Consider the following 26,032-nt stretch of genomic DNA (forward strand, 5'->3'; position numbering starts at 1 on the left):
GAGCGCCAAGGCGGAGGCGAACCGAGGGCGGATTTCGGCAAATGACGTCGGCCCACCACGCCGCCGCCTACGGGGTAGTCGACCGCCCCTGCAACCTCGACCCCATCTCAAGCCGCCGCAGGGAGGGCGGCCGACGATGGGTGGAGTTCGGCGAGGACGGCACGCGCCGCGGTGACCAGGGCTCCCTTGGGTGGGAGGTCGAACTCGCCCGTTTCGAGGGTGGCGGCGACGCGGCGTTCGGGTGGCAAGGTGGCGAGCAGGGGTGGGCCGAGGAGCGCCGTGGTGCGGGATGGGGGTGCGCCGGCGTGGGGGTGTCCACTTGCGACAATGGCGAGCCGGTCGGCGTGGGGCCTGAGGAGGTCGAGGACCTGCCGTGCGGCCATGCAGGCGCGGAATTCGACCGGGACGACCAAGACCACCAGGTCCGCGAGAGAGGCGACGGCCAAGGCGCCCTCGTCGAGGTGGCGGGGCAGGTCGCAGACGACAGTGCGGCCCGAGCGGCGACCGGCGGTGACGACGGCGGAAAGGGCGCGCGGGTCGGGGCCGGGGCCGGTGCGGCCGCAAGCCAGCACGGGCAGGGTGCCATGGCGAGGGAGGGCATCGACCAGAGACGGCAGCGAGACGCGGCCGGACAACCGGACGTCGGGCCAGCGGTGGCCGGGAGTGTTTTCCAAGCCCAGTGGGAGATCCAGGCCGCCGCCCAGGGGATCGCAGTCGACGAGCAGCGCCAGGCCGGCTCGGTCCGCTTCGACGGCCGTGGCTGCCGCCAGCACGGAAGCACCCGCGCCGCCGCGACCGCCGAGGAAGGCGAGGACCGGGCCGGGGTGTTCGGCGGGGGCGTCGGCGACGTCGGCGAAAGCCACTGTCAGGTCGGATTCGTCGTCGGGCAGGCACAGGACCCGCCGGGCGCCGACGAGGGCCGCGCGACGCCAGGACTCGACGTCCACCGCGCCTTTCGACACCACCAAAACGCCGTCGCGACGAGGTAAGTGCAGGTCGTCGGCGGAGTCCTCGTCGATCACGACCAGCGGTGCCCGCGTCCAGCGTGGACGCGCGGCCGCGAGATCCGGTGCGCGGTCGAGCTCGCAGCCGGCGACCGCGGCGACGCGCAGGATCTCGTCGAGCACCGCGCCGTCGGCGGCGACGACAAGTGGACGTGCGGTTCTCATGAAGGCCTCCCCCTTGCGGAGCGGAACCCGGGCCACGTGGACCGGGTCCCACCAAGATCGCCCGGCCCGGACGCGACGGCAATGGCCAACCGCGCAGCCTGTGGACAACCTGTGGCTTGTGGACAACTTCCCGCCGAAACGGCTCGGCGCGGAGTTCCGGTCGGATCGATGAGGCACAATGCGCGACCAGCCGTGACCCCTGAACCGGGGAATTCCAGGCAATCTCGTAATTGCCACGAAAAACATCCTGGCGATCCGCGAACGCGGAGGAAGAAATGCACTACCCCCAGAAAAGAGGGCGGCCCTCGCCAGGGGGGAGGGACGAGGGCCGCCGGTGGGTTCAGCCCCGGGGGGTCGGACTGAACCGGCCCGGTTGGACACCGGGTTCCCACACTGTAACTCCCCCGGGCACCGGTTGGCGCCGCAATCGACACCTACGATTCGGTAACGGCATCCAAAGCCGGATGTAGTGTCCTGTCATGGATTTTCCGCCGGGCGGGCGCGCCGGTGTTCGATCAACGCGAGTACGCGGGCGCCGCTTCTCCTATCCTGATCACGTGGCCGAACCCAGCACCGCGCCGCCGCGCGAATCCCACCCCGAAGAACCCCGGCGAGCCGTCGCCGCGTTCTTCGATCTCGACAAGACCATCATCGCTTCTTCCAGCGCGCTGGCGTTCAGCAAACCATTACTCAGAGAAGGGCTGATCAACCGCCGAGCCGCTTTACGTAGTGCGTACGCACAACTCGTCTTCTCCCTAGCAGGTGCCGACGCCGACAAGACCGAACGCATGCGCGCCGAGGTTTCGAAGCTCTGCGCCGGCTGGGATGTCGCCCAGGTTTCCGCGATCGTGCGAGAAACGCTCCACGACGTGGTGGACCCCCTCGTGTACGTCGAGGCCACCGATCTCATCAACCGCCACCTCGCCGACGGCCACGACGTCGTCGTCCTCTCCGCCACCGGTGAAGAGGTCGCCGCACCCGTCGCCGCGATGCTCGGCGCCACGCGTTGCGTCGCCACGCGCATGGAGATCGCCGACGGGCGCTACACCGGCGAAGTCGCCTTCTACTGCTACGGCGACAACAAAGCTGTCGCCGCGAAGCAGCTCTCCGCGACGTACGGGTACGACCTCGCCGAGTGCTTCGCCTACACCGATTCGAGCACCGACATTCCGCTCCTGGAGACCGTCGGCCACCCGCACGCCGTGAACCCCGACAAGCTCCTGCGGCGCGAAGCCGGCGAACGCGGCTGGCCGATCCTCACGTTCGAACGCCCGATGTCACTGCGCAGCCGGATCCCCGCCCGTTCCGCGGGCATGGTCGCGCTCGGCGTGGGCGCCTTCGCGGCGGGCGCCACCTGGTACAGCCTGAGTCGTCGCCGACGGTTCCGAACGCCCCCGCGCTAGGCACCCACACGGCGGTACCGGGACCCGTTTTCTTAAGCGTAGAGCGGAATCGGCCGTTGCTCAGGGTGTGTGCATCACCGGATCGAGCCTCTTTTACCGGTGCACCCGTCCACGCTCTTGAAGTGACCGGGCTCACGGCGTAGAAAGTAGGTGCGGACGTTGAGCCGGCCAGGGCAGAGGTAGAAGAGAAGCCTCTGTCACCCCGGGCAACCTCCGTGCGCGGACTCCGGGTACCCACGCGCAGCGCGCCGCGGGAGGCTCGTCGTCTAGGGACTGCGTACCGGGACGCCGGACGCCGAGTCCATGAAGGTACGACCAGAGTTGCACGCTTGGTCGCCCGAGATGTTCCGCGCTTGCAGGCGGCGCCCGCCGGCTTCGGCCGACGGGCGCCGCCAGTGTTTCCACCACAAATTCCCAGGTGAAACCCCACGTTCCTGCGCTCGGCCGATGGACAACGCCCAAGCCGGTGAGTAGCTTCCCGATACCGGCGCCGCCAGGTGGACTTCTCACCACCCGCGGCGCACGACACTGGGAGGCCCTTTCGTGACGACCCGACTCGCGCGTACGCGCCCGCGGAGGATCCATGCGCTCGCCGTCCCCCTCGCGGGGCTCCTCGCCGTCGCCGGAATCGGCGCGACCGCTTCAGGCAGCACACCGGACGCGAAAGCGATGACGTCTCTCGACGCCGCCGCCCAGCAGGCGCTCCACGGCCTCAGCCTCGAGGAAAAAGTCGGGCAGCTGTTCGTCACCTGGGTGAACGGCAAGTCCGCCGATGAGGTCAACCCCAAGAACCAGACGGACTTCGGCGTCGACACGCCCGCCGAGGTCGTCCGCAAGTACCACCTCGGCGGCGTCATCTACTTCAACAACGACACCCGCGACAACTTCGACACCCCGACGCAGGTCGCGAAGCTCTCCAACGGCCTGCAGCAGGCCGCGATCTCCAGCGGCGCCCACATCCCGTTGCAGATCGGCACTGACCAGGAGGGCGGCACTGTCACCCGGATGGGCGCTCCGGCCACGGAGTTCCCCAACTCCATGGCCATCGCCGCCGGCCGCAGCACCGACAGCGCGACGCAGGCGGCCACGATCATCGGCCACGAACTGCGCGCCGTCGGCATCAACCAGGACTTCGCGCCCGACTCCGATGTGAACTCCAACCCGGCCAACCCGGTGATCGGCGTGCGCTCGTTCGCCGGCCAGCCGGGGCTCGCGAGCCAGTTCGTGACGGCCGAGGTCAAGGGCTACCAGAACTCCGGCCCGTCCTTCGAAACCGTTTCCTCCACGGCAAAACACTTCCCCGGCCACGGCGACGCCGCCACCGACAGCCACACCGGCCTGCCACGCATCGACCGCACCGAGGACGAGTGGCGCAAGATCGACGTGCCCCCGTTCAAGGCCGCCATCGCCGCGGGCATCGACTCGATCATGAGCGCCCACATCCAGTTCCCGAGCCTCGACCCGTCGGGTGAGCCGGCCACGCTGTCGAAGCCGATCATCACCGGCAAGCTGCGCAACGAACTGGGTTACGACGGCGTGGTGATCACCGACGCGCTGGAGATGCAGGGAGTGCGCGAGCTCCACAGCGACGCCGAAATCCCTGTGCTGGCACTGAAAGCCGGCATCGACCAGCTGCTCATGCCGGTGCACCTCGACGTCGCGATCAACTCCGTGATCTCCGCCGTGAAGTCCGGCGACCTGCCGATGCAGCGGATCGACCAGAGCGTGCTGCGGGTGCTCAAGCTGAAGCTCAAGCGCGGCATTCTCACCGCGCCGTTCGACAACCCGGCGCTCGTCGCCAAGAAGGTCGGCACGCCGGCGCACCTCGCCACCGCGCAGGGCATCGCCGACCGCTCGATCACCGCGATCGCCAACGACGCGGGTGTGCTGCCGCTCAAGCAGAAGCCCGCCACCGCGCTCGTCACCGGCTGGGGCGTGGCCAGCACTCAGACGCTCGCCGACCGCCTCACCGCCCACGGCACCCAGGCGACCGCGTTGCAGACCGGGCAGACCCCGTCGGACGACCTCATCGCCCAGGCCGCCGCGGCCGCCGCGAAGACCGACCTCGTCGTGGTGCTCACGAACAACCTCGGCGGATTTCCCTTGCAGAATAAGCTTTTGCAGTCGTTGATGGACACCGGCAAGCCCGTGGTCGCCGTCGCCGCGCAGATCCCGTACGACGCCGGGTACGCCAACCCCGTGCCCACGTGGCTCGCGACCTACGGCTACATCACGCCGTCGCTCGAGGCGCTCGCGAAGGTCGTGCTCGGCGAGACGAAGCCGAGCGGCAAGCTGCCCGTCGACGTCCCCGCGGGCGCCGACGTGAACACCGTCAAGTACCCCTTCGGACACGGGCTGAGCTGGTGAACATCAACCGCAGGAAGTTCCTCGCCGTCCCCGCGCTCGCCGTCCCGGTGCTCGCGGGCGGCTCGGCCGTCGCGCAAGCAACACCGGCAGCGCACCACCAAAAAGTGCTCACCGGCGCCGAACAACTCGCCGCCCAGCACTGGCGCCCGCTCTCCGGCCGTAAGCTCGGGGTGCTGTCCAACCCGACCGGCGTGCTCGCGAGCGGCGACCACATCGTCGACGACATGGTCGCCGCCGGGGTCCGCCCCGTCGCCGCCTTCGGCCCCGAACACGGCTTCCGCGGCAGCGCGCAGGCCGGCGGTTCCGAAGGCGACTACACGGATCCGCGCACCGGCATCCCCGTGTACGACGCGTACGGCGCCGACGCGGCAAAGCTCGCGACACTGTTCACCAAGGCCGGCCTCGACACCGTTGTGTTCGACATCGCCGACGTCGGCGCCCGCTTCTACACCTACATCTGGTCGCTCTACACGGCGATGGTCGCGGCGGCGAAGGTCGGCGCGGCGTTCGTGGTGCTCGACCGGCCGAACCCGATCGGCGGCCGCCTCGCCGGCCCGGTGCTCGACCCGAAGTTCGCCTCCGGCGTCGGCCGCAAGCCGATCGCGCAGCAGCACGGCATGACTGTCGGCGAGCTGGCGCGGCTGTTCAATTCCGAGTTCCTGCCCGGCGAAGGCGTGAAGCCGGTGAAGCTGGACGTCGTCGAAGTCCGCGGCTGGCGGCGAGACATGCTGTTCGCCGAAACCGGTCTCGACTGGGTCATGCCGAGCCCGAACATGCCGACGCCGGACACCGCGATCGTCTACCCCGGCACCTGCCTGTTCGAAGGCACGCTGTTCGCGGAGGGCCGTGGCACCACGCGGCCGTTCGAGATCATCGGCGCTCCGGGCGTCGACTGGCACTGGCGCGACAAGCTCGAAGCGCTCGACCTGCCGGGCGCGCGCTTCCGTGAGACGTACTTCGTCCCCACGTTCAGCAAGTTCGTGAACGAGACCTGCGGCGGCGTGCAGCTCACCGTGACCGATCGAGGAGCGTTCGACGCGATCACCACGGCCGTCGCGATGCTCGTGACCGCGAAGCAGGTCGCGCCGCAAACGTTTGGCTGGCGGCCCGACCACGCCATCGACTTGCTGTCGGGTTCCGACCGGCTGCGCACCATGATCGACGCCGGCGCCGGGGTCGACGAGGTCACCGGCGCCTGGCGCGCCGAGCTCGCCGCGTTCGACCGCAAACGCCGGCCTTACCTGATCTATCGCTGAGGAGAGCGGTCATGCGTGCTAGGAAGGTGCTCGCCGCGACGGTCGTTGTGCTGGTCGCGGCAACGTCGACCGCAGGAGCCGCCGCCATCGCCACCACGACGCAGCACGACCCGCTCGCCGGGCGCTTCGACGTGGTGCGACACGGCTTCGCGGCGCCGCCGACGACGTTGCGCGAAGGCAAGCCGTCCGACGTCGGACTCGACGCCGGACCGATCAAGTCCGCCGAGCAGTTCCTGGCGAGCTGGACGCAGCCCGACGCGTCCGGCCACCCGCACTTCTCCGGCGCCGTCGGCCTGCTCGCCCACGACGGCGTGGTCGTCGACCGCTACGCCGTCGGCGGCGCGCTGAGGTACGCCGACGCGGCGGGTACCGAGCTGCCGAAGGACCAGCAGGTCCCGATGCGGAACGACACGATCTTCGACATGGCGTCGGTCTCGAAGCTGTTCACCTCGATCGCCGCGCTGCAGCTGGTGGAGCAGGGCAAACTCGACGTCAACGCACCCGTCGTGCGCTACCTGCCCGAGTTCGGCGTGAACGGCAAGGAAGCCGTGACGATCGAGCAGCTGCTCACGCACACGTCCGGCTTCGACGCCGACCCCGTGCCGTCGCTGTGGCAGGGCTATCCGGACATCCCGTCACGCCGCAAGGCCGTGCTCGACAGCCCGCTGAAGAACGCGCCGGGCACGACTTATCTCTACTCCGACCTCAACATGCTCACCCTCGGCTTCGTCATCGAGAAGCTCACCGGGCAGACGCTGGACAAAGTGGTGCACGACCGCATCACCGCGCCGCTGGGCATGGTCGACACCGGCTACAACCCGCCCGCGTCGAAGCTGAACCGCGTCGCCGCGACCGAGTACGAGGCCGACCCGCCACGCGGGCTCGTGCGCGGCCAGGTGCACGACGAGAACGCGTGGTCCCTCGGCGGCGTCGCCGGGCACGCCGGCGTGTTCTCCACCGCGAGCGACCTGGCGATCCTCTGCCAGACGATCCTCAACGGCGGCACTTACCGGGGCAAGCGCATCCTGCGGCCGGACACCGTCGAGACGATGCTGACCAACTACAACCAGCGCTTCCCCGACGACGCCCACGGCCTCGGGTTCGAGCTCGACCAGCCCTGGTACATGGGTGCGCTTTCCTCACCGGTGACGGCGGGCCACACCGGATTCACCGGGACGACGCTGGTCATCGACCCGGAATCGCGGTCGTTCGCGTTGTTGCTGACCAACCGAGTGCACCCGAGTCGTAACTGGGGCTCCATCAACACGGCCCGCCAGGTCTGGGCCACATCGCTGGCCCAAGCCATGGCCGTGAAGCCCGTTCAGGGCCGCGACGCGTGGTTCGCGGGCCTCGGCGACAAGTCGACGGCTACGCTGAGTACGCAGCCCTTGACACCGCGATCCGGCGGCCCTCTGCAGGTCTCCTTCTACGCCTTTGTGGATACGGAAGGTCCGACTGATCCACTTCAGCTGGAATCGTCCTCGGACGGCGTCAATTGGCAACCAGTCGCCGTTCATGCAAACGGAGCAGGCACACCCCCCGGACAGGTGACGTCGCTCTCAGGCCACGGACACCGTGCCTGGTGGCGCGTGACGGCAGAAGTACCGGCCTCGAGCGTTACGACCCTGCGCTGGCGTTACAACACCGACGCGAGTTACACCGGACGCGGAGTTTCTGTCGACGGTGTGAAAGTCACCGAACGCGGCCGGACAGTTCTCGATGGTGAGCGGAATCCGTCGGCACTCACCGCGACCGGGTGGATTTTGAGCGCTCGGTGACCGGGCTGTCGCGCAGCGCCGAACTGGCCCTCCCACTCAGCGATCCGAAGCCTTTTGCGGGGCGACACTAAGTTGCCAAGTCGTTAGCTTGAGCTCGTTAACAAGGTCGACCTGGTTAGCGACTTTCTGGTCAACGATTAATCGCAAAACGAAGTCCGCAGACACGGACGGGTTGCGATCCTGCCGAAGGATGTGGGTAGCCTTGTCGCAAATGCCAACGGTTAGTAACTTTCCGACGGTGGACGATGCCGATTCCGTAACCATCCCGGCACCGTCCGAGCAAACCCCAGCTCAGGCCACTGTGCGTGACGCCGATGCGAGCCCGCTGGTCCGCATCCGCTCGCTGCTGCCAGGGCTCGCCCGCGCCGAGCAGCGGGTGGCGAAGGTGGTGCTGGAGGACCCCGCGACGGTCGCGCGCCGGAGCATCACCGAGGTCGCCCTCGCCGCCAGCACCAGCGAGACCACGGTCACGCGGTTCTGCAAGGCCGTCGGCGTCGGCGGGTACCCGCAGCTGCGCATCGCGCTGGCCGCGGACACCGCGCGCACCGAGGCGAGAACCACGCGCAACCTCGGCGGCGAGATCAGCCCGGAGGACGACCTCGCGGCCGTGATCGGCAAGGTCAGCTTCGCCGACGCGCGCGCCGTCGAGGAGACGGCCGACCAGCTCGACGTCGCGACGATGCAGCGCGTGATCGACCTCTTGGCCGAAGCCGGCCGCGTGGACGTCTACGGCGTGGGCGCGAGCGCCTTCGTGGCCGCCGACCTGCAGCAGAAGCTGCACCGCATCGGCCGCGTGAGCTTCTCGTGGTCCGACACGCACATCATGCTCACCTCGGCCGCGGTCCTCAGCCCCGGCGACGTCGCGATCGGCGTCTCCCACACGGGCGCGACCACCGACACCGTGGAGGCCCTGCGGGTCGCGCGCGAGCACGGCGCGGTCACCGTCGCGGTCACGAACTTCCCGCGCTCGCCGATCACGGAGGTCGCCGACCACGTGCTCACCACGGCCGCGCGCGAAACCACCTTCCGTTCCGGGGCCACGGCGAGCCGCATCGCTCAGCTCACCGTGATCGACTGCCTGTTCATCGGGGTCGCGCAGCGGCACATGGACGCCTCCGTCAGCGCGCTGGACGCGACGAGGGACGCGGTCGGCTCGCACCGGCTCGGGGTCAGGCCCGACGGTCGCCGCCGTCCGCGGGAAACCGGTAAGTGAACCGAGAAACGAGGCGCATGATGTCCGTCCCCACGCAGGCGGTACACGTCGATTCGCCGACCGAGCAGCGCAACCCCCGCACGGTGGACATCGACCTGATGTCCACCATGGGGATCCTCAGCGCCATCAACGCCGAGGACCGCCGGGTGCCCGACGCGGTGGCCGCGGTGCTGCCGCAGCTGGCGCGCGCGGTCGACTACGCCGTGGAAGCCCTGCGGGGCGGCGGCCGCGTGCACTACGTCGGGGCGGGCACGTCAGGCCGCCTGGCGACGCTGGACGCGGCCGAGCTCGTGCCGACGTTCAACGTGCCGCCGGACCTCTTCGTCGCGCACCACGCGGGCGGCGAGAAGGCCCTGCGGCAGGCGGTGGAGAACGCCGAGGACAACGACGAGGCCGGCGCGGCCGAGCTCGCTGCCGTGGTGCAGCCGGGCGACTTCGTGCTCGGCCTCGCCGCCTCCGGGCGCACGCCGTTCGTACTCGGCGCGCTCGAGGCGTCGAGCCGCCTCGGCGCGCACACGGGGCTGGTCTCGGCCAACCCGCGCGCGTCGAAGCCGGCCGGCGTCGACGTGCTCATCGCCGTGGCCACCGGCCCGGAGGTGATCGCCGGCTCGACCCGGATGAAGGCGGGCACGGCGCAGAAGCTGATCCTCACGGCGTTCTCCACGGCCACGATGATCAAGCTGGGGAAGACCTACTCGAACCTGATGGTCAGCATGCGGGCCACGAACGCGAAGCTGCGCGGCCGCACGATCCGCATCCTGCAGGAAGCCACGGGCCTGACCATGGCCGACTGCTCCGACGCCCTGACCGAGGCCGGCGGCGACCTCAAGACGGCCCTCGTGCACCTGCTGTCGGGCTCCGACGTCGAACGCTCCGCGGCGGCGCTGGCTGCCAGCGGCGGCCACGTCCGCAAGGCACTCGCCTCGCTGCACTTGCGCGCGGGTTGAGTTGTCCCGGTAAATACGACTGCTTGAGCTCTGCGGGGAGCGCAAGCACCTTGCTTGAAACGGACGAAGAGCCCCTCATCTCCTGGTGAGGGGCTCTTTTGTGAACCTGCGCTTATTGCGGTTCACCTGTTCACCTGCCTAACCTCTCAGGTGTTGTCTGCGAGGGAGGGCAGGTCGATGACCGGGGTGAAGGAACCGACCCGCGCCAGGCAGCCGCTGTCGAGGCGAGAGTGGGGGTCGCTCTCCGGGATGGCGGCGGTGATCCTGCTGCTGAACCTCGTGGGCTGGGGCGTGCTCGTGCTGTTCATCGCGCCGCACCACTACGACCTGGGGGCGTCGGGTGTGTTCGGGATCGGGTTGGGGGTCACGGCGTTCACGCTCGGCATGCGCCACGCGTTCGACGCGGACCACATCGCGGCGATCGACAACACCACGCGCAAGCTGATGGCCGAGGGCCAGCGGCCGCTGTCGGTCGGGTTCTGGTTCTCGCTGGGGCACTCGACGATCGTGTTCGGCCTCTGCCTGCTGCTCTCGCTGGGCGTGCGCGCGGTCGCCGGGCAGCTCGAGGACGACTCGTCGGCGCTGCACCAGACCACCGGCCTCATCGGTACGTCGGTTTCAGGCGTTTTCCTTTATTTGATCGGGATCATCAACCTCGTGGCGCTCGTCGGGATCCTCCGGGTTTTCGCGCGGATGCGCCGCGGTGAACTGGACGAAGCCGCGCTGGAACGCCAACTCGACAAGCGTGGCTTCATGAATCGCCTGCTGCGCGGCGCGACGAAGGCCGTGCGCAAGCCGTGGCACATCTACCCCGTCGGTGTCCTTTTCGGACTCGGGTTCGACACCGCGACGGAGATCGGGCTGCTGGTCCTCGCGGCCGGCGCGGCGGCGTTCGCACTGCCCTGGTACGCGATCCTCGTGCTGCCCGTGCTCTTCGCCGCGGGCATGAGCCTGTTCGACGCCGCCGACGGGGTGTTCATGAACTTCGCCTACGGCTGGGCGTTTTCGCGCCCGATCCGGAAGGTCTACTACAACATCACCGTCACCGCGCTGTCCGTGGCGGTGGCGCTGGTCATCGGCACGATCGAGCTCGTGTCGATCCTCGCCGAGCAGCTCGACATCACGCACGGGCCGCTCGCCACCATCGCCGAGGTCAACCTCGACTACGTCGGGTTCGCGATCGTCGGGCTGTTCATCCTCACGTGGCTGGTCGCGCTCGCCGTGTGGCGGTTCGGGCGCATCGAGGAGAAGTGGTCGGCGCGGCTCACTGACCACTGAGCCGCGCGACGCGCAGCGCGAGCTGGATCTCCAACGCGCGTTCCGGCTCGCGCCAGTCGTCGCCCAGCAGCGCGGAGACGCGGTCGAGGCGCTGCACCACGGTGTTCACGTGGACGTGCAGCTCGTCCTTGGCGCGCGCCAGGTTGCCGCCGGCCGCGAAGTACGCGCGCAGCGTGCCGACGAGGTCGGTGCCGCGGCGGGAGTCGTAGTCCAGGACCGGGCCGAGCGTGGCCGTGACGTAGGCGGCCAGGTCGGCGTGGCGGCCGAGCAGCACGCCGAGGAAGCCCAGCTCGGCCATCGCCGCGCCGTCGCCTTCGCGACCCAGGGCGAGCAGCGTGCTGACGCAACGAACCGCCTCGGCGTACGCGTGGGCGAGCGCGGCGGGACCTTTCGCGGGGCCTGCGGCACCGACCGTCACCGGACAGTCCACAACGGACTGAAGCTCACGGGCCACCTTGGCCGCCCCGACACCGTCCGGCGCGAGCGCGACCACCTGTTCCGCGTGCACACCCACCAGGTCGCCGTACCGCGCGCAAGCCGATGCGAGGCCACGGCGGGAAATCCCGGGCGCGTGGGCGACGAACACCACGTGCGGCGCCGACAAGTCGACACCCAGCCGCCGCGCGCGGGCCGTCAGCGAGGCCGGGTTGCGCGCCGGTGCCGTCAGCAGGTCCGTGAGCAGCTCGCCGCGCACCTCGTCCTCGGCCTGTGCGACGGACCGGCGCAGCATCAGCAGCAACGCCGTGACCACGGCCGCGCGCTCGAACAACCGCCGGTCCGCACCCGCCAGCTCCGGCCGGCCCGCCAGCGTGAGGCTGCCCAGCAGCTCCTGACCGGCCCGCACCGCGCACACCCAGGTGTCCGATGTGGACTCCGCGCGCCCGCTGCCGCGCGAAGAAGCCACCGCCGGCGCGTCGAACGACAGCAACGAGCCCGCCAGCAAGTCCCCCGAAGCGTCGTGGACGGCGATCTCGCCACGCAGCACGCCCGCCACCTCCGCGGCGACTTCCGGCAGGTCACCACCCCTGAGCACGAGGTCCATCAGGCGGTCGTGAGCTTCGTCGGCGCGGCGCATGGTCGCGTTCACGGCGTTGAGCTCGGCGGCCGAGCGGCGCGTCTCGTCGAGCAGGTGCGCGCTGTCCAGGGCGATCGCCGCGTGGTTGGCCAGCGACGACAGCAGCGCGACCTCCGCCGTCGAGAACTCGCGCGGCGCGCGGTCCGACGCGTAGAGCACGCCCAGCACCTTGCCGCCGATGGCCAGCGGCACGCCGAGGATTGCCGTGAGGCCCTCCTCCAGCACGCCGGTGTCGATGGGTGAGGTGTGGCGGAAGCGCGCGTCGGCGAAGTAGTCCGCGGTGGCGTACGGCCGCGCGGTCTGGGCCACGAGCCCGCCGAGCCCCTCGCCCATGCCGAGCACGATCTGCTGGAACAACGCGGAAACCGAGCCGTCCGTGACACGGATGTAGGTCTTGCCGGCGGCCTCGTCGTTCAGGCTCAGGTACGACACGTCGACGCCGAGCAGAGTCCGCGCCCGCCGCACGATCGAGCGCAGCACCGCGTCCGGGTCACGCAGCCGCGCGAGGTCGCTCGCGGTGTCGAACAACGCCGTGAGCTCGGCTTCCCGCCGCTGGTGCTCGGTGAGCGTCTCGCGCACGCGCAGCGCGAGCTCGGTCGCGTCGGCGCCGGACTCGCGCGCGGCGTGCGCCAGCTGCTCGCTGCTCGCCCCGGCGGCGAGCAGCTCGAGCAACCGGCGGTAGGGATCCACACAGGTCATGCTGTCACTGAGCGCCGTTCGGCGGGAGCCTCCTCCAGCGATTCACCGCGCGTCTCCCGCGCGCCGAGCAGGGCCAGCACCGACAGCACGCACATCGCGGCGACGTAGACCGAAACCGGCAGCGTCGAGTGGTACGCCTGGAACAGCGCCACGGCGACGAGCGGTGCGATCGCGCCCGCCGCGATCGACGACAGCTGCCCGCCCACCGAAAGGCCCGTGTAGCGCACGCGGGTGGGGAACTGCTCGGCGAAGAACGCCGCCTGCGGTCCGTACATCGCGCCGTGCACCACGAGCCCGATGGTCGCCGCACCGATCACCGCGCCCGTCGTGCGCAGGTCCAGCAGCCAGAAGAAGCCGAACGCCCACGCGGCCATCCCGACCACGCCGAACAAGTACACCGGCTTGCGGCCGATCTTGTCGGAGAGCAAGCCCCACAAGGGAATCGTCACGAAGTGCATGGCCGAGGCGACCAGCACGGCGGTGAGCCCGGTCGCCTTCGGCAGGCCGAGCCCGGTGGTGACGTAGACGAGGATGAACGCCGTGATCACGTAGTACGACACGTTCTCCGCAAGCCGCGCGCCGAACGTCACGACCAGCCCGCGCAGGTGCCCGCGGAACACGTCGACGATCGGCGTGGCTTCCTCCTCCCCGGCCGCGGCCTTCGCGGCGAGGAACACCGGCGACTCCGCGACGGCCAGCCGCACCCACAGCCCGATCGCCACAAGCACGCCCGACAGCAGGAACGGGATGCGCCAGCCCCACGCGTTGAACGTCGCGTCGGACTGCACGGAGGCGAGGATCGCCAGCACCGCCGTGGCCAGCAGGTTCCCGGCCGGCACGCCGGTCTGCGGCCACGACGCCCAGAAACCGCGCCGGCGGTCGTCGCCGTGCTCGGACACGAGCAGCACCGCGCCACCCCACTCGCCGCCGAGCGCGAAGCCCTGCACGAGCCGCAGCAGCGTCAACAGGATCGGGGCGAGGACGCCGACCGCGCCGTACGTGGGCAGCACGCCCATGAGGAACGTCGAGCCGCCCATCATCACCAGGCTCACCACGAGCAGGCGCTTACGCCCGATGCGGTCGCCGAAGTGGCCGAACACGAGCCCGCCGACGGGTCGAGCGAGGAAGCCGACCGCGTAGGTCAGCAGTGCGAGCAGCGTGCCGGTGAGCGGGTCGGCGTTCGGGAAGAACAGCTTGTTGAACACGAGCGCGGCGGCCGAGGTGTAGAGGAAGAAGTCGTACCACTCCACGGTGGTGCCGATCAGGCTCGCGCCGACCACGCGCAGCAGGCCTGCCCGGGTTGGTGTTGTCACTGCACACTCCACTTCGTTGTGGGGACGGGGGTTCAGGCGGCCGACCAGCCGCCGTCCAGGGGCAGCGACGCGCCCGTGACGTGCCCGGCGTGCTCGCCGCACAGCCACACCACGAGGTCGGCGACGTCCGCCGGTTCGATGAGCCGTTTGATCGCCGCGCGCCGCAGCAGCACCTGCTCCACTACCTCGTCGGCATCGAGGCCGTGCTCGGCGGCCTGCGCGTCGATCTGGCCGGTGACGAGCGGCGTACGGACGTAGCCGGGATTGACGCAGTTGGACGTCACGCCGTGCTCCGCACCCTCGAGAGCGGCCACTTTGGACAGTCCCTCGAGGGCGTGTTTCGCCGTGACGTACGCGGCTTTGAACGGGCTGGCGCGCAGGCCGTGCACGCTGGAGACGTTGACGATCCGCCCCCAGCCGCGCGCGTACATCGCCGGCAGCGACCGGCGGATCAGCAGGAACGGCGCCGTCACCATCAGCGCCTGGATCCGCGCGAACTGCTCGGGCGGGAACTCGGGCAGCGCGGCCACGTGCTGGAACCCGGCGTTGTTCACGAGCACGTCCAGCTCGGCGGGCAACGCGTCGATCACCGCGGGGTCGGTGAGGTCACCGACGTGCGCCCAGCCGCCGATCTCGGCCGCGGCCGCTTCGGCACCGCGCGCGTCGAGGTCGACGATGTGCACCTTCGCCCCGGCCGCGGCCAACGCGCGAACGCAGGCGAGCCCGATTCCGCTCGCACCGCCGGTCACGAGGGCGACGCGGCCATCAAGGTCGCCCTGTGAGCTGTGACGTACCCCACTGGTCATGGGCTACGAGGTTAGGTCTCGCCCACCTCGCCGACCATGTGTCCGGCCACCACAGCCTGGCAAGATCCAGTGTGCCCGGACCACAGCCCTAACCGGCGGCGGACGAAATGCTGCGAGCCTCCCGCGCACCCGCCTCGAACGCCTCACAGCAGAACAGCAGCCACTCCCGCACCCCGTCCGTCGTCCCGGCGGCGAAGCCGGAAGCGAGCTCGACGTACTTCGGCACGCGCCGGAAGAACGCCACCTCCGGCACGGTCAGCGCCTTCGGGTCCAGGCCCGTCGCGATCATCGACAGGCGCGCCGCCGCGCGGGCGACCACGCCGTCGGCCGAGCCGAACGGGCGCAGGGCCAGCAGCTCGCCGTGCACCACGGCCGTGAGCACCGGCCCGGGCACGGACGTCGCGCCCGTGACGAGCTGGGCCAGCAGCTCCAGGCGCTCGCCTCCGGCAAGGGGCCGGCCGAGTGTGTCGGGATCTTCGACGACGTCGGCCGCGGCCAGGACGTGCAGGCGGGCCAGCGCCTGCAACGGCGCGCGCCGCCAGGTGGGCAGGAGTGGTTCCAGCGACTCGGCCACGCGCAGGGCGCCGGCGAGCAGGGGGTCGGCGACCGCGCCGTCGGCGGGCAGTTCGGGGTTCGCGCCGTCGATGCCGGCCGACGCTCGCGCGGCGCGCACCGACGCCTCGGCGGCCGTCTCCGCGCCTCCGCGCAGGTTGGCGGGCAGGCGGTGCACGGCGAACACCGCGTCCTGCGCCGCCTTGGCCGCGGCGGCGACGCCGGCGAGCTCCAGCAGCGGCTTGAGCGGGTCGCTCATGCGTCGAGCACCTGCCCGGCGCGCTTGACGACCGGCGGCAGGACCGACCACGGGAAGTTGATCCAGCGATCGGTGCGGCGCCACACGTACTCGCTGGTGACCGTCGAATGCGGCTTCTCGTAGATCACGGCACAGCGCACGTCGGCCACGTGGTCGGCGCAGAAGTCGCGCACGAGCTTGAGCGTGGCGCCGGTGTCGGCCACGTCGTCGGCGACGAGCACCCTCTTGTTGCTCAGGTCCACGACGTTCGGCACCGGCGGCAGCATCACCGGCAGATCGAGGCGCTGGTCGACGCCGGTGTAGAACTCCACGTTCATCACGTGCAGGTTCTTCACGTCCAGCGCGTAGCCCAGCGCGCCGGCGACGAAGAGCCCGCCGCGGGCGATGGAGAGGATGAGGTCGGGCTCGAAGCCGTCGGCGGCGACCTGCTCGGCGAGCTCCCTGCTGGCGGTGCCGAACAACTCCCAGGTGAGCTCTTCCCGCGCCGCGCCGTCTTCAGCCATGCCCATGCCTCTCCTAGGTCGTTCCCGCGAGCATAAGCAACCGGAAAGTGGTCTGGAGAAATGATCGAGAAATGGCTATCGGGCACGACCACTTGACGCCGTAGCTTGGGTTTCGTGAGCGACTGGAACGATCACCCGACCCTGTCCGGCACCCACGTGCGCCTCGAGCCCCTCGGCGCGGACCACGCGAAGGGCCTGTTCGAGGTCGGCCAGGATCCCGCGATCTGGGCCTGGTTGAGCATCCGGCAGTTCGAGACCTCGGCCGACGCCGAGCGGTTCGTCGAAGCCGCCACAGCCGATCCCGACCGCCGCGCATGGGCGCAGATCGACGTCGCCACCGGCCTCGTCGCCGGCACCACGTCGTACTACCAGGTCGCGGCGAAGCACCGGATCCTCTCGATCGGGCACACCTGGATCAGCCCGCGCTGGCAGCGCACCGGGCTCAACACCGAGGCCAAGTTCCTGTTGCTGCGCAACGCTTTCGAGGTGCTCGGCGCCCAGCGGGTGGCATGGGAGACCGACAGCCGCAACCTGCGCTCGCAACGCGCCATCGAGCGGCTCGGCGCGCTGCGCGAGGGCGTGCTGCGGGCCCACCGGATCCGTCCGGACGGCACTTCGCGCGACACGGTGGTGTACTCGATGACGGAAGCTGAATGGCCCGGCGCACGCGCCCGGCTGCTGGCCCGCCTCGCCTGAGGGCTCGCCCACACGGCTGCATCCTTGTCGTGAGCGGACTAACGTCGCTAGCGTGCCGTGAGCCGCGGGTTCGCACTACAGGAGGCCTTGCACCATGACCGAGCAGTCCCCAGCGCTGGACAACCTGCTCACCGAGAGCCGCACCTTCCCACCGAGCGACGAGTTCGCCGCTCAGGCCAACGCCAAGGCCGATACCTACGAGAAGGCGGACGCGGACCGGGAGCAGTTCTGGGCCGAGCAGGCCGAGCGCCTGAGCTGGGACACGAAGTGGACCCGGGTACTGGACTGGACCAATGCGCCCTTCGCGAAGTGGTTCGTCGGCGGCAAGCTCAACGTCGCCTACAACTGCGTCGACCGGCACGTCGAGTCCGGCCACGGCGACCAGGTCGCCATCCACTGGGTCGGCGAGCCCGGCGACACCCGTGACATCACCTACGCGCAGCTGAAGGACGAGGTCTCCAAAGCCGCCAACGCGCTGACCTCGCTCGGCGTGACCGCCGGCGACGTCGTGGCGATCCAGCTGCAGATGATCCCCGAGGCGATCTTCGCGATGCTCGCGTGCGCCCGCCTCGGCGCGCTGCACAACGTGGTGTTCGGCGGCTTCTCCCCGACCGCGCTGCGCGCCCGCGTGGACGACGCGTCGGCGAAGATCGTGATCACCTCCGACGGCCAGTACCGCCGCGGCAAGGCCGCCGCGATGAAGGCCAATGTGGACGAGGCGCTCGAGGGCGCCGAGACCGTGGAGAAGGTCATCGTGGTCCGCCGCACCGGCAGCGACCTCGCGGGCGAGGTGCCGTGGACCGACGGGCGCGACCTGTGGTGGCACGAGCTCGTCGACGGGCAGTCGGCCGAGCACACGCCCGAGGCGTTCGACAGCGAGCACCCGCTGTTCATCCTCTACACCTCCGGCACCACCGGGCGCCCGAAGGGCATCCTGCACACCTCCGGCGGCTACCTCACGCAGGCCGCGTACACGCACCACAACGTGTTCGACCACAAGCCGGGCGAGGACGTGTACTGGTGCACGGCCGACATCGGCTGGATCACCGGCCACAGCTACATCGTCTACGGGCCGCTGGCCAACCGCGTCACGCAGGTCGTGTACGAAGGCACGCCGAACACCCCGCACGAGGGCCGGCACTGGGAGATCGTGCAGAAGTACAAGGTCTCCATCTACTACACCGCGCCGACGCTGATCCGCACGTTCATGAAGTGGGGCGCGGAGATCCCGGCGAAGTACGACCTCACGTCGCTGCGCGTGCTCGGCAGCGTCGGCGAGCCGATCAACCCCGAGGCGTGGATCTGGTACCGCGAGACCATCGGCGCGAACAAGGCGCCGATCGTCGACACGTGGTGGCAGACCGAGACCGGCGGGATCATGATCTCGCCGCTGCCGGGCGTCACGTCCACCAAGCCGGGTTCGGCCCAGCGCGCGCTGCCGGGCATCTCGGCGAAGGTCGTGGACGACCAGGGCAACGAGGTCGGCAAGGGCGGCGGCGGGTACCTGGTGCTCGACAAGCCGTGGCCGGGCATGCTGCGCGGCGTGTGGGGCGACGAGGAGCGCTTCCGCGAGACGTACTGGTCGCGCTTCGCCGCCCAGGGCTTCTACTTCGCCGGCGACGGCGCCAAGTACGACGCCGACGGTGACATCTGGCTGCTCGGCCGCGTCGACGACGTGATGAACGTGTCGGGCCACCGCATCTCGACCACCGAGGTCGAGTCGGCGCTGGTCTCGCACCCGACGGTGGCCGAGGCGGCCGTGGTCGGCGCGACCGACCCGACGACCGGGCAGGGCATCGTGGCGTTCGTGATCCTGCGCGGCAACGCCGTCGATGGTGGTGACGAGGCCGTGCAGGAGCTGCGCAACCACGTCGCGAAGGAGATCGGCCCGATCGCGAAGCCGCGCCAGATCATGGTCGTGCCGGAGCTGCCGAAGACGCGCTCGGGCAAGATCATGCGCCGCCTGCTGCGCGACGTCGCGGAGAACCGGGCGATCGGCGACGTCACGACGCTCGCGGACTCGTCGGTGATGGACCTGATCTCCTCCGGCCTGCAGTCGGGCAAGGAGGAGTAGGCACCGCGAGGTAGGTTCTGTCCGCGAGGAAGGGGCTCTCCCGCCGGGAGGGCCCCTTTCCTGCTGACTACCCCGAATGGCGGACATCGAACGCATGTTCTAAGATGTGCCGCTGTACCCACCCCAGATCCGGGCAAGGAGACGACACGAATGACCGTGGAAGCCTTGACGCACGACGAGGACACCGCGGCCGAAGCGGCGACGACCGAGGCAGCCGCTGCCTCGGCGCAGGCCGCCGACGCCCCGGAGGTCACCGAGCCCACTGAGACCACTGCCTCACCTGCGTCGTCTTCCGATTCAGACGAGGCCGCCCCGGCCGCTGAAGAGGCGCCGAAGCCGAAGCGCGGCCGGCCGAAGGCCGCCGCGTCCACCGCGAAGAAGACCCGCACGGTGGAGCTCATCCTCACCGTCACCGGCACGGCCGACGGCGAGTGGCAGGCCGAGCTCAAGAACGGCAGCAAGTGGGTCGCGAAGGGCCTGGAGATCCCGGCCGCCGCCGTCTCGCGCGCGGCGAAGGAGCTGCACGCGGACCTGTCGGGCCCGATCGACGAGGTCATCAACCAGGCCCGCGAGGCGCAGGCCGCGAAGGTCGCGCAGCTTGAGGCCGAGCTGGAAGCCGCCAAGGCGGCCCTGGCGGAGCTCGACGCCTGAGTTCTTGTTCCGCGAAAAGGCCCGGCATTCTTTGCCGGGCTTTTTTCACGCCAGGGGCGAGTTTTTCGGCAGCGGCGCTTTGAACTCGAGCCAGCGACTGTCCACAATGGCGTGAACTTGGTGGTCGACTCCGCGCGGGTGGACCACGGTGTCGCCGGGGCCGAACTCTCCCGGCACGCCCCCGACCACACCGGACAGCCGACCTTCGAGCACGTAGATGACGCTGTCGTGGTCGTGACTGTGCACAGGCGACCCGACGCCGGCCGGGTAGCGGATCTCGTACACGAGCCCGTGCGCGGCGCGTTCTCTCTCGCGGACGAAGGCGGTGCCGCCGGTCAGCTGTCGCCCTTCCACAGTGGACACTTCGAGCCATTCGCTCATTCCGCCGCCTTCCGGGCACCTCGGGCACTCCCGCCACCAGCAACATATACTCCATGTATACAACGGCCATCGCAAGACTCCCGGAGGTTCCCGGCGCACTTCACCCTTCGAGACGGTTCCGAAATCACCACGCCCGTCCACACCCTGCTCAACGCCGGGTACGCCGGCCGCAGCCAGGACGACGTGGCGGCGCACGTGAAGGAGCTGGCGGAGCTCGGCGTGCCCGCGCCTTCGGTGACGCCGGCGCTGTACCCGGTGGCGCCGTACCTCGCGCAGCAGGCCGGCGCCGATCGGCTGACATTCAAAGGATAGGCACAATTAAATAAGGAAACCCTTCCTTGATGTAATTCACTGGACAGAGGCGCTCGCCCGAATTTCGTGTTTCACTATTCCCGTGACCGAAACGGTGGACGCGACTGATTCCCACTCGCACGAGCCCCACGACGACCTTGGCGGCAAGCTGAACTGGCTGCGCGCCGGTGTTCTCGGGGCCAACGACGGGATCGTGTCCGTCGCGGGCATCGTGGTAGGCGTCGCAGGGGCGACCACGAGCCGCACCGCGATCCTCACCGCCGGAATTGCCGGACTGGTGGCCGGTGCGTTTTCGATGGCCGGTGGGGAATACGTGAGCGTGAGCACGCAGCGCGACACCGAACGCGCGTTGCTGCAGCTCGAGAAGCAAGAGCTGAAAGCGATGCCCGAGGCCGAGGAACGCGAGCTCGCCGAGATCTACGAGGGCAAGGGCCTGTCCCGGGAACTCGCCGCGGAGGTCGCGCGCGAGCTGACCCGCAAGGACGCGTTCCACGCCCACGCCGAGGCCGAACTGGGCATCGACCCGGACAACCTCACCAACCCGTGGCAGGCGGCCTGGGCTTCGCTGATCGCGTTCTCCGTCGGCGCGCTGCTGCCGCTGCTGTCCATCGCCTGGACGGCGGTGCCGGAGCGCGTGTGGGCGTGCGCGCTGGCCGTGGTCGTGGGCCTCACGCTCACCGGCTTCGTGAGCGCGCGCCTGGGCAACGCGCAGGTGGGGCGCGCGATCGCGCGCAACGTGGGCGTCGGCGCCCTCACCATGCTCGTCACCTACTTCGTGGGAGTGCTGTTCGGCACCACGATCGGCTAGCAGCTAGTGCACGCCCTTCATCAGCCGCCGGATGAACGGGATCAGCGCGAGCAGGACCAGGCCGATCACGATCGCGACCACGCCGATGATGCTGAAGTACGGCGTCTCGTCGTGCACGTCGTAGGACTCCGCGAGCTTGCCCGACATAGCGGTGCCCAGCGAGACCGACAGGAAGTTCAGCGCCACCATCTGCGTCCGGAACGCCTTGGGCGCGAGCTTCGTCGACAGCGACAGCCCGACCGGCGACAGCATCAGCTCCGCGATCGTGAACACCAGGAGGATCCCGGCGAGCGCGATCAGCGGGCTGCCGTTCACGCCGGTGCCGGTCATCGGCAGGAACAGCAGGAACGCGAGACCCATCAGCACCGTGCCCAGCACGAACTTCATCGGCGTCGACGGCTGCTTCGGCCCCAGCTTCGTCCAGATCGCGGCGACGATCGGCGCGAAGATGATGATGAACACCGGGTTGATCGAGTTGACCCACGACACCGGCATGTCCCAGCCGAACAGGTTCCGGTCGAGGCGCTGGTCGCTGTAGACCGAGACGACCGTGGACTGCTGCTGGTACAGCGAGAAGAACGCGGCGCTCGCGATGTACATCGGGATGAACGAGAACACGCGGCTGCGCTCGTCGGACGTGATCTTGCGGCTGGTCAGGATGACCACGAAGTACACCACCGAGATCGCGACGACCACGTAGACGACCACGTCGGCCAGGTTCGACGGCCCGACCACGCCGGACATGATCAGCGCGACGACCGCGACCACGATCACCACGGCGACACCGATCGCCGTCCAGCGCTGCGAAGGCTGCAGGGGGTTCGGGATCTCCGACGCCTTCTCGCCCAGGTTCTTGCGGCCGAGCGTGTACTGGGTCAGGCCGAGCGCCATGCCGATCGCGGCGAGCCCGAAGCCCAGGTGGAAGCCGACCTCCGACTGCGCGAGCCCGGTGAGCAGCGGGCCGATGAAGCCACCCAGGTTGATGCCCATGTAAAAGATCGTGAAGCCGGCGTCGCGGCGCTCGTCGCCCTCGGCGTAGAGGGTGCCGACCACGGCGGTCGCGTTGGCCTTGAGGCCGCCCGAACCGATCGCGACGCACGCGAGGCCCACGCCGATGCCGGTCAGGCCCGGCAGCAGCGCCAGCGCGATGTGGCCGATCATCACCAGCACGGCGCTGTAGAACAGCGTGCGCTCGGAACCGAGCAGGCGGTCGGCCACCCACGCGCCGATCACGGTGGCGAGGTAGACCGTGCCGCCGTACGCGCCGACGACGCCGAGCGCGTCGCCTTGGTCGATGCCGAGCCCACCCTGGTCGGCCTTGTAGTACAGGTAGATGGCGAGGATGCCGAGCATCCCGTAGTAGGAGAACCGCTCCCACATCTCGACGCCGAAGAGGTTCGCCAGCCCTCGTGGGTGCCCGAAGAACCTCGTGTCGTGCTGGGCCTCGGTAGAGGTACTCACAACTGTCTCGTCCTTGTCCTAGACAACGTTGTCGTTTCCGATTCGCATGCTAGAAGGCGAATGGGTGAACAGAAAACCGGACCGGGTGTGGTGAGCGTCATCGAACTCCCGGGCCGGCTCGGACGGGCGCTAAAATGGCGGCAAAAGGTGCGCCGGGAAGCCTGGTCGGCGATGTTTGTGACGATTGCCGCACCTGGAGGACTCCGCCCATGACCGCTTCCCGCCCGGCCCGCGCCGCCGCCGAGTTCGCCCGCTACCTGCGCACTGAGACCACCGGCGGGATCATCCTGCTCGCCGCCACTGCCGTAGCGCTGATCTTGGCCAACTCACCGGCCGATGACGTCTACCGGGCCGTGCGCGACTTCCACGTCGGCCCCGAGTTCCTGCACCTGAACCTGTCGATCGGCGACTGGGCGAAGGACGGGCTGCTCGCCTTGTTCTTCTTCGTCGCCGGGCTGGAGCTCAAGCGCGAGCTCGTGGTGGGTGAGCTCTCGCGCTTCAAGCAGGCAGTGCTGCCGGTGATCGCGGCCGTCGGCGGGATGGTCGTGCCGGCGCTCATCGCACTGGCGGTCGGCTGGGGGACGCCGGGAATCGACCGCGCGTGGGCGATCCCCGTGGCCACGGACATCGCGTTCGCGCTCGGCGTGCTCGCGCTGACGGCATCGAACCTGCCGAGCAGCGCGCGGGTCTTCCTGCTTTCGCTGGCGGTGGTCGACGACCTCGGCGCGATCCTCGTGATCGCGATCGTCTTCACCACGGGCTTCGACCTCGTGGCCGCTGCCGTCGCCGTGGTGGCGCTGGCGCTCTACTGGTTCCTGCAGCACAAACGCGTGCGCACGGCCTGGTTGTACGTGCCGCTCGCGGTGGTCACCTGGGTGGCGGTGCACTCGACGGGCATCCACGCGACCATCGCCGGCGTCGCGCTCGGGCTGCTCACGCGCGTGAAACCCGACGAAGGCGAGGACGAGGCGCCGGCGGTGCGGCTGGAGCACCGGCTCCAGCCGTGGTCGGCGGCTGTCGCGGTGCCCGTGTTCGCGCTGTTCGCCGCGGGGATCTCGGTGAGCGGGCACGCGTTGGGCCAGGTCTTCACCACCGCGTTGCCGCTGGCTGTCCTGTTGGGACTGGTCGTGGGCAAGTTCGTCGGCATCCTCGGCGCGAGCGTGCTGGCGGTGAAGCTGGGCGTCGCGGAAAAACCCACCGGCATGGGCTGGCGTGATCTCTCGGCGCTGGCTGCTCTAGGCGGCGTCGGCTTCACGGTGAGCCTGCTGATCGCAGACCTCGCGCTCGACGAACCGGAGACCGAACTGGCCAAGGCGGCGGTGCTGATCGCGTCGGCCGTCGCGTCGCTGACGGCGGCCGCGCTGCTGCTGCGACGCAACCGGGCGCACGCGAGAGCGGACTGATCCCCGACACTCCCGACGGTCCGCCGCGCTTGGGGAACGGGTACGTGGCACGATGACCCGGTGACCAGCCCCAAACACGAACGCACCGGCCCCGACGGCGTGGGGGCCGTGCCCTACCTGCCCCTGTCGAGCGACGAGGAGGCCGCGGCGGCGGAACAGTCCATCGGCAAACTCGTCGGCGACGCCACCCAGCACCTGTCGACGCTGGTCAGGGCCGAGGTCGAGCTGGCGAAGTCGGAGCTGGTCGGCGAGATGAAGAAGGGGCTCAAGGGAGCCGTCTACTTCCTCATCGCCCTCGCCGTGGGGCTCTACAGCTCGTACTTCCTGTTCCTGTTCATCGCCGAGATCCTGTCGGACTGGTGGGGCATCCGCTGGCCGGCGTTCCTCACCGTGTTCGTCCTGATGCTGCTCACCACCGCCGTCACGGCCTTCCTCGGCTGGCGCAAGGTGAAGAAGCTGAAGGCGCCCGAGCGCACGATCGACAGCGTCAAGGAGACGGCCGCGGCCCTCAAGCCGCGTCGCGCCACCGAAGACGACCTGCCCGCGACGCGTTCCTGACCCGGCACCGCATCCCAGGCTGCGTTACTGATCCGGCCAAAAGTAGGCCGACCCCACCCGTCACGTAACCGTTGCGACGAAGCCATTCGGCCGTGACTGTGGTCGGATTGGTAACCATCGGCACAGTATCGGCTGAAGCGGAGCCCGCAGTGCAGCGCACGCCCGACCCGTCGATCGTCCGGATCGACGGTCCGTGGACGCACCGCGACGTCTCGGCCAACGGCATCCGCCTGCACGTCGCCGAGCTCGGCGACGGACCACTGGTACTGCTGCTGCACGGCTTCGGCGAGTTCTGGTGGACCTGGCACCACCAGCTGCGTGGCCTCGCGGACGCCGGTTTCCGCGCCGTCGCCGTGGACCTGCGTGGCTACGGCGACTCCGACAAGCCCCCGCGCGGCTACGACGCGTGGACGCTGGCTGGCGACGTCGGCGGCCTGATCAAGGCCCTCGGCGCCCGCCGCGCGCACCTCGTCGGCCACGCTTGGGGCGGCATGCTCGCCTGGACGGTCGCCTCGCTGCACCCCCGCCTCGTGTCTTCGGTGACGGCCGTCGGCGCCGCGCACCCGCTCGCGCTGAAGTCCGCCGTGCTGCGTTCGCCCCGCCGCCAGGGACGCGCGGCCGGGCACCTGTTCCGGTTCCAGGTGCCGATGGCGCCGGAGAAGTGGCTGGTGCGCGACGACGCCGCCAACGTGGAGTCGTTGTTCCACAGCTGGTCCGGCCCGGTCTGGCGGTCCTCTTCGGACTTCACCGACACGGTCGACCGGTTCCGCCAGGCGATGCTGATCCCGGGCGTCGCACACTCCGCGCTGGAGTACTACCGCTGGGCCTTCCGCGCGCAGTTCCGCGGCGAGGGCCGCCGCTTCACCGACGCCGTGGGCAAACGCGTCGCCGCGCCCGTGCTGCAACTGCACGGCGCCGTGGACACGTGCATCGTCCCGGAGACCGCACGCGCGTCCGTGCATTGGGCCGGGCCGCACGGCGAGCCCCGCGTCTGGCCCGGCGTCGGCCACTTCCCGCACCTGGAGGAGCCGGACCGCGTGACGAAATCCGTTGTGGACTTCGTGAGCTGA

Annotated in this window: 22 protein-coding genes and 1 pseudogene; 15 read left to right on the forward strand and 8 right to left on the reverse strand. The window is 69.7% G+C overall.

What is annotated here, in order from left to right; all coding sequences use genetic code 11:
- Positions 1–107: 107 nt before the first annotated feature.
- Complete coding sequence (gene ssd, locus K1T34_RS14865; RefSeq protein ID WP_220244846.1) at positions 108–1,169, reverse strand: septum site-determining protein Ssd; 1,062 nt, start codon at positions 1,167–1,169, stop codon at positions 108–110.
- Between the two features lie 557 nt (positions 1,170–1,726).
- On the opposite strand from ssd, the gene K1T34_RS14870 reads away from it, so the two are divergent.
- From K1T34_RS14870 to K1T34_RS14900, 7 genes are all read left to right on the forward strand, one after another.
- On the forward strand, positions 1,727–2,572 hold the full coding sequence (locus K1T34_RS14870) for an HAD family phosphatase (RefSeq protein ID WP_220244847.1): 846 nt from the start codon (positions 1,727–1,729) through the stop codon (positions 2,570–2,572).
- Positions 2,573–3,115: 543 nt separating this feature from the next.
- Positions 3,116–4,939, forward strand: a complete 1,824-nt coding sequence (locus tag K1T34_RS14875) for a glycoside hydrolase family 3 protein (protein WP_220244848.1) — start codon at positions 3,116–3,118, stop codon at positions 4,937–4,939.
- On the forward strand, positions 4,936–6,195 hold the full coding sequence (locus K1T34_RS14880; protein ID WP_220244849.1) for an exo-beta-N-acetylmuramidase NamZ domain-containing protein: 1,260 nt from the start codon (positions 4,936–4,938) through the stop codon (positions 6,193–6,195). The genes K1T34_RS14875 and K1T34_RS14880 overlap by 4 nt, the downstream gene beginning before the upstream one ends.
- 11 nt (positions 6,196–6,206) lie before the next feature.
- Entirely contained in the window at positions 6,207–7,973 is a 1,767-nt protein-coding gene (locus K1T34_RS14885; protein ID WP_220244850.1) for a serine hydrolase domain-containing protein, read from the forward strand.
- Positions 7,974–8,184: 211 nt separating this feature from the next.
- The gene (locus K1T34_RS14890; RefSeq protein WP_255638520.1) at positions 8,185–9,186 is read left to right on the forward strand and encodes a MurR/RpiR family transcriptional regulator; all 1,002 of its coding nucleotides are present in this window, start codon (positions 8,185–8,187) and stop codon (positions 9,184–9,186) included.
- A gap of 17 nt (positions 9,187–9,203) precedes the next feature.
- Complete coding sequence (gene murQ / locus K1T34_RS14895) at positions 9,204–10,133, forward strand: N-acetylmuramic acid 6-phosphate etherase (protein ID WP_220244851.1); 930 nt, start codon at positions 9,204–9,206, stop codon at positions 10,131–10,133.
- Positions 10,134–10,310: 177 nt separating this feature from the next.
- On the forward strand, positions 10,311–11,411 hold the full coding sequence (locus K1T34_RS14900; protein WP_220244852.1) for a HoxN/HupN/NixA family nickel/cobalt transporter: 1,101 nt from the start codon (positions 10,311–10,313) through the stop codon (positions 11,409–11,411).
- On the opposite strand, the gene K1T34_RS14905 is transcribed toward K1T34_RS14900, so the two are convergent.
- From K1T34_RS14905 to K1T34_RS14925, 5 genes are all read right to left on the reverse strand, one after another.
- The gene (locus K1T34_RS14905) at positions 11,398–13,185 is read right to left on the reverse strand and encodes a GAF domain-containing protein (RefSeq protein ID WP_220244853.1); all 1,788 of its coding nucleotides are present in this window, start codon (positions 13,183–13,185) and stop codon (positions 11,398–11,400) included. The genes K1T34_RS14900 and K1T34_RS14905 overlap by 14 nt on opposite strands.
- Positions 13,182–14,498 (reverse strand): MFS transporter, encoded by a 1,317-nt coding sequence (locus K1T34_RS14910; RefSeq protein WP_220244854.1) that lies wholly within the window; start codon positions 14,496–14,498, stop codon positions 13,182–13,184. The genes K1T34_RS14905 and K1T34_RS14910 overlap by 4 nt, the downstream gene beginning before the upstream one ends.
- A 32-nt stretch (positions 14,499–14,530) precedes the next feature.
- Positions 14,531–15,304 carry a 3-hydroxybutyrate dehydrogenase gene (locus K1T34_RS14915; protein ID WP_220244855.1) on the reverse strand — a complete coding sequence of 258 codons (774 nt, stop codon included), beginning with the start codon at positions 15,302–15,304 and terminating at the stop codon, positions 14,531–14,533.
- An 88-nt stretch (positions 15,305–15,392) separates the two neighbouring features.
- Positions 15,393–16,115 (reverse strand): oxidoreductase, encoded by a 723-nt coding sequence (locus K1T34_RS14920; protein ID WP_220244856.1) that lies wholly within the window; start codon positions 16,113–16,115, stop codon positions 15,393–15,395.
- The gene (locus tag K1T34_RS14925; RefSeq protein ID WP_220244857.1) at positions 16,112–16,618 is read right to left on the reverse strand and encodes a phosphoribosyltransferase; all 507 of its coding nucleotides are present in this window, start codon (positions 16,616–16,618) and stop codon (positions 16,112–16,114) included. The genes K1T34_RS14920 and K1T34_RS14925 overlap by 4 nt, the downstream gene beginning before the upstream one ends.
- Before the next feature lie 114 nt (positions 16,619–16,732).
- Here K1T34_RS14925 and K1T34_RS14930 point away from each other — a divergent pair, with 114 nt between their 5' ends.
- The 3 genes from K1T34_RS14930 (at position 16,733) to K1T34_RS14940 (ending at position 20,039) form a co-directional block, all read left to right on the forward strand.
- Positions 16,733–17,314 (forward strand): GNAT family N-acetyltransferase, encoded by a 582-nt coding sequence (locus tag K1T34_RS14930; protein ID WP_220244858.1) that lies wholly within the window; start codon positions 16,733–16,735, stop codon positions 17,312–17,314.
- A 94-nt stretch (positions 17,315–17,408) separates the two neighbouring features.
- Positions 17,409–19,388, forward strand: a complete 1,980-nt coding sequence (gene acs, locus K1T34_RS14935; RefSeq protein WP_220244859.1) for an acetate--CoA ligase — start codon at positions 17,409–17,411, stop codon at positions 19,386–19,388.
- A 150-nt stretch (positions 19,389–19,538) separates the two neighbouring features.
- Entirely contained in the window at positions 19,539–20,039 is a 501-nt protein-coding gene (locus K1T34_RS14940; RefSeq protein ID WP_220244860.1) for a DUF6319 family protein, read from the forward strand.
- A 45-nt stretch (positions 20,040–20,084) separates the two neighbouring features.
- On the opposite strand, the gene K1T34_RS14945 is transcribed toward K1T34_RS14940, so the two are convergent.
- A complete protein-coding gene (locus tag K1T34_RS14945; RefSeq protein ID WP_220244861.1) occupies positions 20,085–20,420 on the reverse strand; it encodes a cupin domain-containing protein in 336 nt (111 codons plus the stop codon).
- A 123-nt stretch (positions 20,421–20,543) separates the two neighbouring features.
- On the opposite strand from K1T34_RS14945, the pseudogene K1T34_RS54690 reads away from it, so the two are divergent.
- Both K1T34_RS54690 and K1T34_RS14955 read left to right on the forward strand, forming a co-directional pair.
- Positions 20,544–20,699: pseudogene (locus K1T34_RS54690) on the forward strand (DUF2848 family protein); the annotation flags it as partial.
- Between the two features lie 115 nt (positions 20,700–20,814).
- Positions 20,815–21,540 carry a VIT family protein gene (locus K1T34_RS14955; RefSeq protein ID WP_220244862.1) on the forward strand — a complete coding sequence of 242 codons (726 nt, stop codon included), beginning with the start codon at positions 20,815–20,817 and terminating at the stop codon, positions 21,538–21,540.
- Positions 21,541–21,543: 3 nt separating this feature from the next.
- On the opposite strand, the gene K1T34_RS14960 is transcribed toward K1T34_RS14955, so the two are convergent.
- Complete coding sequence (locus K1T34_RS14960; RefSeq protein ID WP_220244863.1) at positions 21,544–23,001, reverse strand: peptide MFS transporter; 1,458 nt, start codon at positions 22,999–23,001, stop codon at positions 21,544–21,546.
- 209 nt (positions 23,002–23,210) lie between these two features.
- Here K1T34_RS14960 and nhaA point away from each other — a divergent pair, with 209 nt between their 5' ends.
- The 3 genes from nhaA to K1T34_RS14975 all read left to right on the forward strand — a co-directional run bounded on the left by nhaA (position 23,211) and on the right by K1T34_RS14975 (position 26,032).
- Positions 23,211–24,404 carry a Na+/H+ antiporter NhaA gene (gene nhaA, locus K1T34_RS14965; RefSeq protein WP_220244864.1) on the forward strand — a complete coding sequence of 398 codons (1,194 nt, stop codon included), beginning with the start codon at positions 23,211–23,213 and terminating at the stop codon, positions 24,402–24,404.
- Between the two features lie 60 nt (positions 24,405–24,464).
- Positions 24,465–24,962 carry a phage holin family protein gene (locus K1T34_RS14970; RefSeq protein ID WP_220244865.1) on the forward strand — a complete coding sequence of 166 codons (498 nt, stop codon included), beginning with the start codon at positions 24,465–24,467 and terminating at the stop codon, positions 24,960–24,962.
- A 149-nt stretch (positions 24,963–25,111) separates the two neighbouring features.
- Entirely contained in the window at positions 25,112–26,032 is a 921-nt protein-coding gene (locus K1T34_RS14975) for an alpha/beta fold hydrolase (RefSeq protein ID WP_220244866.1), read from the forward strand.

The organism is Amycolatopsis sp. DSM 110486 (assembly GCF_019468465.1).
Classification (GTDB): Bacteria; Actinomycetota; Actinomycetes; order Mycobacteriales; family Pseudonocardiaceae; genus Amycolatopsis.